The sequence below is a fragment of the Pseudoalteromonas sp. SR45-5 genome (assembly GCF_014163565.1).
In the GTDB taxonomy this organism is placed as follows: Bacteria; Pseudomonadota; Gammaproteobacteria; order Enterobacterales; family Alteromonadaceae; genus Pseudoalteromonas; species Pseudoalteromonas distincta.
This window is the reverse complement of the sequence record NZ_JACJDN010000048.1, coordinates 1-11,708: the sequence shown is the minus strand read 5'-3', so window position 1 is coordinate 11,708 and position 11,708 is coordinate 1. Positions and strand designations below refer to the sequence as shown.

At 39.8% G+C, this 11,708-nt stretch carries 13 protein-coding genes; 5 read left to right on the top strand and 8 right to left on the bottom strand.

Going from position 1 to position 11,708, the window contains the following annotated elements:
- The first annotated feature begins 106 nt into the window (after positions 1 to 106).
- Positions 107 to 451, top strand: a complete 345-nt coding sequence (locus H5072_RS03500; protein WP_182692721.1) for a TonB family protein — start codon at positions 107 to 109, stop codon at positions 449 to 451.
- A gap of 67 nt (positions 452 to 518) precedes the next feature.
- On the opposite strand, the gene H5072_RS03495 is transcribed toward H5072_RS03500, so the two are convergent.
- The 6 genes from H5072_RS03495 to H5072_RS03470 form a co-directional block, all read right to left on the bottom strand.
- Complete coding sequence (locus H5072_RS03495; RefSeq protein ID WP_002959014.1) at positions 519 to 797, bottom strand: peptidylprolyl isomerase; 279 nt, start codon at positions 795 to 797, stop codon at positions 519 to 521.
- 102 nt (positions 798 to 899) lie between these two features.
- The gene (locus H5072_RS03490) at positions 900 to 1,322 is read right to left on the bottom strand and encodes a thiol-disulfide oxidoreductase DCC family protein (RefSeq protein WP_182692720.1); all 423 of its coding nucleotides are present in this window, start codon (positions 1,320 to 1,322) and stop codon (positions 900 to 902) included.
- 27 nt (positions 1,323 to 1,349) lie between these two features.
- Complete coding sequence (locus tag H5072_RS03485; RefSeq protein ID WP_154902919.1) at positions 1,350 to 1,877, bottom strand: response regulator transcription factor; 528 nt, start codon at positions 1,875 to 1,877, stop codon at positions 1,350 to 1,352.
- Positions 1,874 to 3,115, bottom strand: coding sequence for a sensor histidine kinase (locus tag H5072_RS03480; protein ID WP_182692719.1), 1,242 nt, complete (start codon positions 3,113 to 3,115; stop codon positions 1,874 to 1,876). The genes H5072_RS03485 and H5072_RS03480 overlap by 4 nt, the downstream gene beginning before the upstream one ends.
- A 61-nt stretch (positions 3,116 to 3,176) precedes the next feature.
- A complete protein-coding gene (locus tag H5072_RS03475) occupies positions 3,177 to 3,581 on the bottom strand; it encodes a DUF4440 domain-containing protein (RefSeq protein WP_182692718.1) in 405 nt (134 codons plus the stop codon).
- A gap of 8 nt (positions 3,582 to 3,589) precedes the next feature.
- Positions 3,590 to 4,897 carry an amidohydrolase family protein gene (locus tag H5072_RS03470; protein ID WP_182692717.1) on the bottom strand — a complete coding sequence of 436 codons (1,308 nt, stop codon included), beginning with the start codon at positions 4,895 to 4,897 and terminating at the stop codon, positions 3,590 to 3,592.
- 153 nt (positions 4,898 to 5,050) lie between these two features.
- Between H5072_RS03470 and H5072_RS03465 the strand changes: the two genes are divergently transcribed.
- Positions 5,051 to 6,130: a ketoacyl-ACP synthase III gene (locus H5072_RS03465; RefSeq protein ID WP_182681583.1), complete on the top strand. Its 1,080-nt coding sequence runs from the start codon at positions 5,051 to 5,053 to the stop codon at positions 6,128 to 6,130.
- 70 nt (positions 6,131 to 6,200) lie between these two features.
- Positions 6,201 to 6,587, top strand: coding sequence for a VOC family protein (locus H5072_RS03460; RefSeq protein WP_182692716.1), 387 nt, complete (start codon positions 6,201 to 6,203; stop codon positions 6,585 to 6,587).
- Between the two features lie 39 nt (positions 6,588 to 6,626).
- Here the strand turns inward: H5072_RS03460 and H5072_RS03455 are convergent, their stop codons facing one another.
- Positions 6,627 to 7,991, bottom strand: coding sequence for a M17 family metallopeptidase (locus H5072_RS03455; protein WP_182692715.1), 1,365 nt, complete (start codon positions 7,989 to 7,991; stop codon positions 6,627 to 6,629).
- An 87-nt stretch (positions 7,992 to 8,078) separates the two neighbouring features.
- Entirely contained in the window at positions 8,079 to 8,501 is a 423-nt protein-coding gene (locus H5072_RS03450) for a hypothetical protein (RefSeq protein ID WP_002959004.1), read from the bottom strand.
- Positions 8,502 to 8,604: 103 nt separating this feature from the next.
- On the opposite strand from H5072_RS03450, the gene H5072_RS03445 reads away from it, so the two are divergent.
- Complete coding sequence (locus H5072_RS03445; protein WP_076914924.1) at positions 8,605 to 8,778, top strand: oxidoreductase-like domain-containing protein; 174 nt, start codon at positions 8,605 to 8,607, stop codon at positions 8,776 to 8,778.
- A gap of 317 nt (positions 8,779 to 9,095) precedes the next feature.
- A complete protein-coding gene (locus H5072_RS03440; RefSeq protein ID WP_024595720.1) occupies positions 9,096 to 11,678 on the top strand; it encodes a TonB-dependent siderophore receptor in 2,583 nt (860 codons plus the stop codon).
- Positions 11,679 to 11,708: the final 30 nt, after the last annotated feature.

Here is an 11,708-nt window from a genome sequence, read left to right as displayed (position 1 = left end):
CCTTAATTCAGGTTAAATAATGGGCTTGATAACTAAGCGGATTATTTTACATGACTGGTCTTTTAGTGTAAAAAAGGGTACTAACTAAATAATAAAAGGAATTATAATGAAATACTTACTGTCTATAATTGCCGCTCTAATCATTACTGGCTGTACTACAACTCCACTTCAAGACAGTCCTACCGCAACAGTAAAATCAACAGTTCCCCCTAAATACCCTGTTGCAGAGGTACGTAACAAAACAGAAGGTTTTGTTACCATGTCTTTTGATGTAGATAGTTATGGGCGCCCAAATAATATTAAAGTTATTAACGCTAAACCTGAACAAGTGTTTAATAGCGAAGCCAAACGTGCCATATCTAAATGGCAATACTCACCTAAAGTTGTTAATGGTGTTGCTGTACCTGATAAAAACTTAGAAATGACAATTGAGTTTAATTTGGATAATTAATAATCGGGTAAGATTATATCTTAAAGGCTGCAGTGTGCAGCCTTTTTAGTATTTGTCAGCGAGCTTATTAAGTACGATAAAGCACTTTAATTACATGCCAGCCAAATTTGGTTTTAACTAAATGTGGCTCTAAAATTGCGCCTTTAAATGCAATTTTGTCAAACTGTGGAACCATTTGTCCGCGTCTAAATTCACCTAAGTCACCGCCTTTTTTACCCGATGGGCATGACGAATACTTTTTAGCTAAGGTCTGAAACTTTGCACCTTTACCTAATTGCTTAATAATATCTTCTGCAATTTCTTTGTGCTTAACCAAAATGTGAAGTGCATGTGCTGTGTTTGCCATGAAAAAAGCCTTTTATACCGTTAGCTAAAATTAAACGCGGCGATTTTAGCACAACCTCATAAACCTATCATCTACTTATACTGCAGTGTATTAACGCCTAATTTATAAATAATGTTTAGCATCCTCTGGGTTGGGTACTCTGCAATACTGATATTTTCCAAATAACGAATACCTATTTAAAGCAACCCTATCGTATAACCAATTATTAAACCTATTTGGCAAAATACTAAATACGTTTGCTAGTTTGTATGGGTAACCTAGCTGCTTAACAACATTAAAAAAAGCATGGCTTTGTGTAAATGCTTTACCATTTTCAACAAGCACCATTGAAGCGTATTCACTGGTTGAAAAACCAAAGTGTGTTAACAACAGTTCTCCTTTTGGAGATTGCACGCTGCATAATTTAAAAATAGTAGTTTTATCGTGAGCAATAATAAAGTTACACCACGCGCTGCAAAGCTTACATTGCGCATCAAATAAAATAATTTTTTGGTTTTGCATTAATATAGCTGCATCATCGCTCATAACACTTTCCTTAAATTAAGTAATAAATTACTGCTGCACCGGCTTTTTTTGTAACTTGCGCTGCAAAGTACGTCTATGCATATTAAGTTGCCGCGCGGTAACCGACACATTGCCATTATTACTGTGTAATACTTGTTGAATATGCTCCCACTCTAAGCGCTCCGGCGACATAACCGCATCATCAATAACATTCGATGCCGATGACACAGGATCGGTGTTAAGCGCTTTTAATAATGTTGCCATATCAACCGGCTTAGTAAGGTAATCGTTTGCGCCTAAACGCATTGCCTCTACTGCGGTTGCTATACTTGCAAACCCGGTTAGTAAAACAATATGAGCTTGGGGGAGCAAACTACGCAGCGGCTTTATGAGTGTAAGTCCGTTATCGTCGCCTAGTTTCATGTCTAATAAAACAAAGTCGGGCAATAATTTACGCGCAGCAAGTAACGCATCACTTTGGTTATGCGCCACCTCGCAGGCAAAGCTTTGTTTAGTTAAGCGCCTTGCCAGTGTGCTGGCTAAATTAATGTCGTCTTCAATTATAAGTAACTTCATGAGGCGTTATTCTCAATGTTTACAATAGCGAGTTTAACTTTGGCGACAGCGCCGCCATCTGCATGGTTAAACAAGGTAAGTGAGCCATTTAAACGCTCAAAAGTAACATTTGATAAAAGCACAGCAAGCCCCATTCCTTGATCGCTTGGCATAAGTTGACCACCCAGCTCTGCTAATTGCGATGATGAAAAGCCACGGCCAAAATCACGAATTAACAAATAAACGCATTCGCTATGTAAGTTATCTTGCTGCCAACTCAGCTCTAATTGAGTTTTACCTTGTTTTTGATTAGCAAGCGCGGCGTTTTGCAATAAATTTAAAATAGCAGGCAATAACATCGCATCACTCAATAGCGTTGCCGCAATAGGTGGCGTAATCCATTTAATGTACTGATCAGGGTATTGCAGTAAAAGCGTATCTGTAATTTGCGTTTGCAGTTGCTTTACGGTGGTATGCTCTTGTGAATTTTTAAGGCGTAATTGCTCTGAGAGTTTTCTAAAGTCGTTAAGCTGCGTACTACACTGAGTAAGCGGCGCTTGCATGTGCTTAACAATTGGGTTGTTTGGTTGCTCTTCTAATAACTCTTCAAACAGTAACTGTAAGTTTGCAATTGGGGTCGCTAGTTGATGGGTGATTTGTGCAGCAGCCCCATCAAGGGTAACAAGCTGTTCATTACGCAATTGTTTTTCACGCACGTTTGCAATAATTCGCTCTCGCTCTTTAAGTGCCCTGCTCATTGCGCCAATAACAAGTGCAATTACGCTGGCACTTAAAACAAAATTAACCCACATGCCAATAAAATGACCACTCATATTCATTTGATGCATACTGTGATCGGGCATCTTTATAAGTAGCAAACTGTATGCGGCAATGGCTAATACCGCAATATAAGCTAATCCTTTTTCTCGCAGCGTAACAGCAGCTATCATTATCGGGAGCAATAACAGCGAAACAAATGCATTAGTTGCACCGCCGCTTAGCGATAGCAAAACCGTTAAAAATAATACGTCTGCAGTTAGCTGCATCAACATACCCAAAGGTTTAGCACGGCTTACATTTCGATAAGCAAATAGGCTAATAAGCTGAAACACAGCCTCAACGGCAATAACTATAAGTAAAGGCAGTAATGCAATTTGATGTTCTAGTAAAAAATAAACGCTAAGTACCGCAATTAATTGCACGGCAATAGCGCCGCTTCGCAGCATTAATAATCGACTAATGGTGGGGTCGGTACGCATTAACAACAGGTTATTGCCCAATCAAATGTTTAATAAGGTTATTTTAACGGTTATATGATTTTTAATCATCATCCATCGAAATTGAAAACGGCGCACAAGGCGTTCCTTGGTGAAACACCATTTTCCATTGTTCATTACTTTTACGCCAAAGCGACATACGCAATGAATAATTAAACTCAGCGCGAGCAGAGCGCCTAAAAGCAGCTTGGTAACTAAGTTGCACTACATCATCGCTCAGCATTCGGCCCTTAAAATGCTGATTATAAAACTGTGGCACAACCTCGGTAGGTAAACGAGTTAGTGCTTGGTATTTATTAAATGTAGTGCCATTGGCAGCAATTTCGATAAATTCATCATCGAGTAAAGCGTCTAATGCGCGCTCAGATTGGCGAACTTCTGGGTCTAGTAACTGGCGCTCAGCGTCAATCAAATGATTAAACAACGACACTTTTATTTTGCTGCTCATAACCTTCCCTATTGTTTATAAACTTGCCCAGCTTTCATAACAAATTGTACGTTTTTAAGTACGTCGATATTTTTAAGCGGTGAGCCATTCACACTGATAATATCTGCTTGTTTACCAACACTCAAGTCGCCAATGAGTGCGCTTTGCCCCAGCAGTTTAGCTGCATGTATGGTTGCTGATTTAATAGCTTTGGCTTCGCTCATACCATTGTTTACCATTAAACTAAATTCGTTAGCATTAAGCCCATGACGCGACACCCCAGAGTCTGTTCCAAAAGCTATATTAACCTTGTTTTTCAGTGCAAGTTTAAACGAAGCCTGCATTTTCGGAGTCACTTCACGCACTTTGTCGGCTATTGCCGGTGGCATATTTGGGTTTGTAAGCACCTCTTCACTTACCGTTGCCCCCGCTAAAAGCGTCGGTACTAAATAAGCCCCCGTTTTTTTAAATAACTTTATTGCCTCTTTATCTAAATAAGAGCCATGCTCAATAGAATCTACACCGGCTTTTAAGGCCGCTTTTATACCTTGTGTACCGTGTGCATGGGCTGTAACTTTACGCCCTAAGTGGTGGGCCGTATCAACAATCGCAATCAGCTCTGCATCTGTAAGTTGTTGGTTAACACCAGCAGCGGTATTACTTAGTACTCCACCCGTGGCAGTAACTTTAATTACATCAGCGCCACTTTTAATTACCTCGCGTACCGCACGGCTACAATCATCCGCGCCATTACATATACCAATCCCGCCTGTAACCGCATCTGTAATATCTTTTCGATATCCGTGCATATCTGCGTGTCCGCCGGTAGGCGATATTGTATTACCCGCTGCAAAAATGCGAGGGCCGTTAATATCATTTCGCTCAATAGCGCGCTTTAGCGGAAATATTACTTTGTGATCGCTACCTAAATCACGCACTGATGTAAAACCCGCATCGAGCGTACGTTGTAAATATTTAATTGAGCGCAAAGCATAATCGGCATCATATTCTGTAGCCCAGCGGTGAGGGTTTGCTTTTGAATCTCGCTCAAACGTAACGTGAACATGCATATCGATAAGACCAGGCATTACAAATTGATTTTTAAGATTGATAATATCGGCATCAGGTAGGTTAAGTTCTGCTTTTGTGAGGTAGCCGTTTTTAATGGCTGTTATTGTATTATCTGTTATGACTAACGTTTGCTCTGTTTTTACTTTTTGATCTTCGGATGCAAGTAAACTGCCAGCATAAATAATTTTATGCTGTTGAGCAAAAGCCCCATTTGTTATTAATGCCAGCGTTATTGAAGTGAATGTTGTTATTAGTGTTGTTTTCATACTTGCTCCTTTTTTATACTAGCATTACCTTAAATAACCTGTAATTGCGAATATTTACGATACAAAACATGCTATAAACTAGTCTTGAAAGCCGTTTTTTGGTATAACTCCCCCATTAGTAACACATGTCAGACCACCTTAAGAGAACATACTATGCCTTACGCACATATCACTGGTTGGGGTAAATGCATTCCACCAGCAAGCATTAGCAACGATGAAATTAGTGAAATAGTTGATACCACCGACGAGTGGATAACCACGCGTACTGGCATTAAATCTCGCCGAGTGAGTCATGTAAGTACCGCTGAGCTGGCAACCGTTGCAGCTAAGCATGCTATTGCGTGCGCAGGCATTGATCCTAAAGATATTGATTTAGTGATATTAGCAACCTGTACACCTTCTACTGTTGTGGCAAATACCGCCTCACAAGTGCAAAAAAATATTGGTGCAACAGGCGCTGCCGCAATGGATACAAACGCGGCATGTTCGGGCTTTTTATATGCGTTGCAAGCTGCTACAGCACAAATTCAAGCGGGTATGATTAAAAAAGCAGTCGTTATTGCCGCTGAACGTATGACCTGGTATGTAAACTGGGCACGTCGCGACAGCGCTGTTTTATTTGGTGATGGCGCAGGTGCAGTAATACTTGAAGCTGCCGACACCCCAGCTGGTTTACTTGGTACCAAAACCGGTTGTGACAGCGAAGACCGCGATATTTTACACATCACCAACTTTGGTAGCGATTTAAATAAGTATGAGCCAATTGGTCCTTCTGATTTATTATTTGAAGGCCGTGAAATTTTTAAACGTGCTGTAAAAGGTATGAGTGAAGCCTGCGACGACGTACTACAACAGGCCAACTTAAGCCTTGACGACATTAATGTACTCGTTCCACACCAAGCTAACTTACGTATTATTCAGGCTATTCAGCATCGCTTAAAAGTACCTGACGAAAAAGTAATGGTTAACATTGGTGACTATGGTAATACCTCTGCTGCGACTATTGCTATTGCGTTATGTGAAGCGGTTGAGCAAGGGTTAATTAAACCGCATTCAAACATTATGTCTGCAGCATTTGGTGCAGGCCTAACATGGGCTGCAAGTTACATAAAATGGGGCGAGCGCGTAACGCCTATTAGTGTAAGCGATGCTGCTTTACCACCATGTGATAAAACTGGTTTAGAGCTTGTAGCACCAGCTGTTAAAGCATGTAAAGAAGCGCAGCCAAGCTAACAAAAGATGTAATAACCCACATTTAAAACGCACTTATTTAAGTGCGTTTTTGCTTTTTAAGGAATTAAATTTGAAACTTTTAGGTATTCATCACGCTGCTATAATTTGTAGTGACTATGCACGTTCTAAACACTTTTATAGCAATGTACTTAAACTTAACGTTATTAATGAGCACTTTAGAGCTGATCGTAATTCATATAAATTAGATTTAGCCATGCCCGATGGTAGCCAAATAGAGCTATTTTCGTTTGATGGTTCGCCCGAAAGACCCAGCTATCCAGAAGCACAAGGCTTAAGACATTTAGCTTTTAAGGTAGCTGATATACAGATTTCAAAAACGTATTTAGAGTCGTGCGATGTAAACGTTGAGGATATTAGAGTGGATGAAATAACCGGCAAAAAGTTTACCTTTTTTGCCGATCCAGATAACTTGCCACTTGAGCTTTATGAGGTTTAAAGCTCATAAAGCTAAAGTTCTTACTATTGAATCAAAAACTTACTTATTAAAACGATTTTGTAAGTAGTTAAATACAGCACGAATACCTAACGCTTCACCACCCGTTGGACGACCTGGTAATGCACGTAAGTTCCATGCCATTACATCAAAGTGTACCCACGGTGTTGTTGGTTCAACAAATTCTTTTAAGTAAAGCGCTGCGGTAATAGCACCACCAAACGGTGTGCTTGCGCAATTTGCCATATCGGCTACATCACTTTTTAGTAAGCTTTTGTATTGCTCAAACAACGGAAGTTGCCAAACAGGATCATGGACGATTAAACCTGCATCAATAATACCATTTGCTACATCGCGCTCTGTTGAGAAAAAGCCCGGAAGCTCCGTGCCCAGTGCAACACGACATGCGCCCGTGAGAGTAGCAAAATCAATAATTAGCTCAGGATTATCGTTTTGCGCTTCGCTTAATGCATCACACAATACTAATCGCCCTTCCGCGTCTGTATTATCAATTTCGACCATAATGCCTTTGCGCGTTTTAATTACATCGCCTGGGCGAAATGCATTTCGCGATACTGCATTTTCAACAGCTGGTACAAGCACTCGTAATCTAATTGGTAAGTTAGCTGCCATAATAAGCTGCGCTAGTGCAATTACATGCGCGGCGCCGCCCATGTCTTTTTTCATGTTACGCATGCCAGAGCTTGGTTTTAAATCAAGTCCACCAGAGTCAAAACATACGCCCTTACCTACTAGCGTAATTAATGGAGCATCTGTTGCACCCCATTTTAAATCAAGTAAACGCGGTTTATTTTCGCTTGCACGACCCACCATATGAATAGTCGGGTAGTTTTGCTCTAGTAACTCATCGCCAATCCACTGTGAAAATTCGCCATTGTAAGTTGCAGCTAAATCTTCCATTACTTGCGATAAATGTTGCGGCATCATATCTACCGCTGGAGTATTAACCAAATCACGTGCAAGTGTAATGGCATCAGCTTGTTGGCTAATACGGTCAAACAACGCTTTATCGCTAATGGCTAATTGCGCTTTTGCTGTTGGTTTTTCTTTATATTCACTAAATTCGTAACCACCAAGCACAAACCCTAAAGCAACTTGCTCTACAAAAGCGCTCTCGCCTTGAATTTGATAAGTACCTGTAGGAAGTGTATTTGCTAAATTACCCGCAGCCCAAAAATCATCGCTGCTTTGCATTAGACAAAATACCTGGCTTAACTCGCCCGTTTTAGCATCAGGAATTAAAGCAACACCTTGCTTTTCAAAACCTGTATTAGTTAACCAATTTTGTATAAATGCAGGCTGCTGTGCTTGCCAGTCAGATAATTCGTTTTTAAGAATAAAAGATAAAGGAATACAAGAAGATGTATGACGTAGTAATGCACTCATTAAAAAGCTCATATAATATAAAAATGGTACTTAAGAGCATATCAATAAGCGCACCTAAAAGGTATCGCTAATTTGAAGGGATTTTAGCTACTTTTTTAAGCTATTTTTAGATTCTTGCTTTTGATTTTCTTGATCTATTTTAGCATCTAGTTCTTTAATAGATTTGTTCATATTAAACGAACTTGGCAGTACATCAACTCCTACCAAACTCCCTAATTTAACAACTAAAGGAATTGTAAGCGGAGCAAAAGGTAATACAGCAAATACACCGAGCCCTAACCCTTTTAAAATATCAACAAATTGCTCATTTGCGCGTTTTAACTCTTCTTTACTTGTGTGGCCTTGAGTGTAACGCCTATAAATAGAGAGCATTTCTTTAGTTTCTTGTTTTTCTTGGGCGAGTGCGATTTTAAGCGCCACCATAGCACGGCGAAAACGCAGCTGTTGGCGTTTTTTACTAATTTTAACTACCCGCCAAGGTGCACGGTGAATAACTTTATATAATCGCATAACTTTTATTTTCACACAGCAGCACAGGTTCACAAAGAATAATTTACTTACAACACCCTTTAACTTACCCTTTGCACCAAATTAGTATTAAATACATACAACAATGCAGAATATAACAAATCAATTACCGCAAAAACCTGAAAAACCAAAATCTGATGAATGTTGCGGTGGTGGCAGTTGCTGTCCCTGCGTATGGGATGAATACAAAGAAAAATTAGCAGCTTGGCGGTACGCACAAAACATTGAAAACCCCACAAAAAAAGAAACAAATAAATAACATTTAAATGCAGTTAGCGCATTAATATTCCCCTCAATAGCCTTATTTGCACTTATTTAGTTCATTTTAGTTTTACTTTGCACCACTGTTGCATTTTTTCTTAAATTGAATCTTTTTGTTATCAAACGGTTAATTAGTAATTGCCCTTCCTGTTTTTTATCTATAGTCTGTAGATAGGACTTCACAAAAAGTAAGCTTAATTGATTAGGCTTTTGAGCTAAAACCTCAAACTTATGTGAAACAAAAAATTAAGTTAAAAACAAATGATGTGAAATTCACATCAAAAATAAGAATTATTCTAACTGGGGAAAATTAGAATGAAATTAAAAAGTAATGCGCTAAACCAAGCAATCAAATTTGCTTTAGCTACAACCACTGCAGGGTTATTTATTTCTGGATCTGCTATTGCGGCAGACGAGCAGGAACAAACTAAAGTAAATAAAAACGTTGAGAAAATTGCCGTAGTAGGTACGCGTTCAGCTCCTCGTTCAATAGGTGACTCACCGGTTCCAATCGACATTATTGGCGGCGAAGAGCTTGAAAAGTCAGGTAACACTGACATGCTTGAACTTTTAAAAGGTGCAGTACCATCGTTTAACGTACACCAAAACCCTATCAGTGATGCGGCTTCTCTTGTTCGTCCAGCTAACTTACGTGGTTTACCCTCAGACAGCACATTGGTTCTTTTAAACGGCAAACGTCGTCACCGTGCTTCTGTAATCGCATTTTTAGGCGGTGGTATTAACGATGGCGCGCAAGGCGCAGATATTTCAGTTATTCCAAGCATTGCGATTAAACAAGTAGAAGTACTTCGCGATGGCGCGGCTGCGCAGTATGGTTCTGATGCAATCGCCGGTGTAATGAATTTCCAACTAAAAGACGCTTCAGAAGGTGGTAAATTAGAAATCCGCCATGGTCAATTTTATGAAGGTGATGGCGATACAACACAAGTGTCGGGTAACGTAGGTTTACCGTTTACCGACAATGGTTTTGCTAATTTAAGCTTTCAATATAAAACAGCTGATGCAACAAGCCGTTCAGTTCAACGTGCCGATGCTGCAGCACTTTCAGCTGCCGGTGTGCCTGATGTATCTTCTCTTGCACAAGTATGGGGTGCACCAGAAGTAGATGACGATATTACTATTTTTGGTAATGTGGGTTTAGAGCTAACAAACGACTCTGAATTTTACATGTTTGGTAACTACTCTGAACGTGATGTACGTGGCGGTTTTTATTACCGTAATCCGCAAACTCGTTCTGGTGTTTACTCAAATGATGGTGGCGAAACATTACTTGTTGCCGACACAACACCTGATATGAGTGCTAACTGTCCAACTATCACAATAACAGACGGCAATGTACTAGATGATCCTGCTTACATAAATGGTGTAGCAAACAACCCAGATTGTTTTGCCTTTAATGAGATGCTTCCAGGTGGCTTTACACCTAACTTTGGCGGCAACATTACTGATACTTCTTTAACTATTGGTACTAAAGGTCGATTCACTGGTGGCTTCTTAAAAGATACTTACTATGACTTAAGCGGTACTGTTGGCTTAAATGAATCACGTTACTTTATTTACGACACGGTTAATGCCTCTTTAGGTGCAGATACACCACGAGACTTCAGCCCGGGTAAATACGAACAGCTAGAGAAGAACTTTAACTTTGATTTATCAAAAGGTATCGACTTTGGTTTAGCTTATGATGTAAACATTGCCGGTGGTTTTGAGTGGCATGAAGAAACATTTACTATCGTCTCTGGTGATGAAGCATCTTACACAGCAGGCCCTTTAACAGAACAAGGCTTTGGTATTGGCTCTAATGGTTTCCCTGGTTTTAAACCATCACAAGCAGGTGAATTTTCTCGCCGTAACTATGCAGCATATGTTGATGTTGAAGCACCGTTTACTGAAGACTTCTTAATGGGCGTAGCACTTCGATTTGAAGACTACGACAGCTTTGGCACTACCACTAACTACAAAGTAATGGCTCAATACCATTTAACTGAAGATTTAAATATTCGTGGTTCTGTAAGCAGTGGTTTCCGTGCACCAACGGTTGGTCAAGCTAACGTAAGTAATGTACAAACAAGTTTAGATGGCGGTGTATTACAAGATTCAGCGCTTCTTCCACCAACAAACCCAATTGCAGTGCAATTAGGTGGTACAGAGCTTGAGCCGGAAGAATCGCAAAGTTATACGCTTGGTGCTGTATACACAATTGGCGAATTATTTTTAACGCTTGATTACTACAACATCCAAGTAGATGACCGTATTAGCCAATCAGATAAAATCAACTTAAGCCAAGCAGACAAAGATACCCTTGCAGCAGCAGGAGTACCTAATGTACAAGGTCTTGCTCAAGTAAGCTTTTTCACTAACGACTTTGACACAACAACACAAGGTATCGATTTAGTTGCAAACTATACAGCTGAATTAATGGGCGGTAGCTCTACATTTAGCCTTGCATATAACTGGAATGATACTGAAGTAACTAAATTTAGTGAAATTACAGGTGCGTTTAAAGTTAAGCGTTTAGAAGAAGATTTACCTAATCATCGTGCAACGTTCACATTGTCTCAACAATGGGAATCAGTTTCTGCATTTGCTCGTGCAAACTACTACGGCGAATACCAAGGTGTTCACGTTGATTATGATGCAACAGCTAAAACAGCAGATGCTGCAGTCACTATTGATGCTGAAGTAACTTACTTCTTAAATGAATCAGTTAGCTTCTCTGTAGGTGCTCAAAACTTATTCGACCAAGATGCTGAAAAACTTGATTTTGCAGATGCAACGGGCATCCCTAATAACAACTGGGGTGGTCAGTTCTACGAAACATCTCCGTTTGGTATTAACGGTGGCTTTTACTACGCTAAAGCAACATATACTTTTTAAACTATTTTCATGAAGAACCAAAGGCGAAAT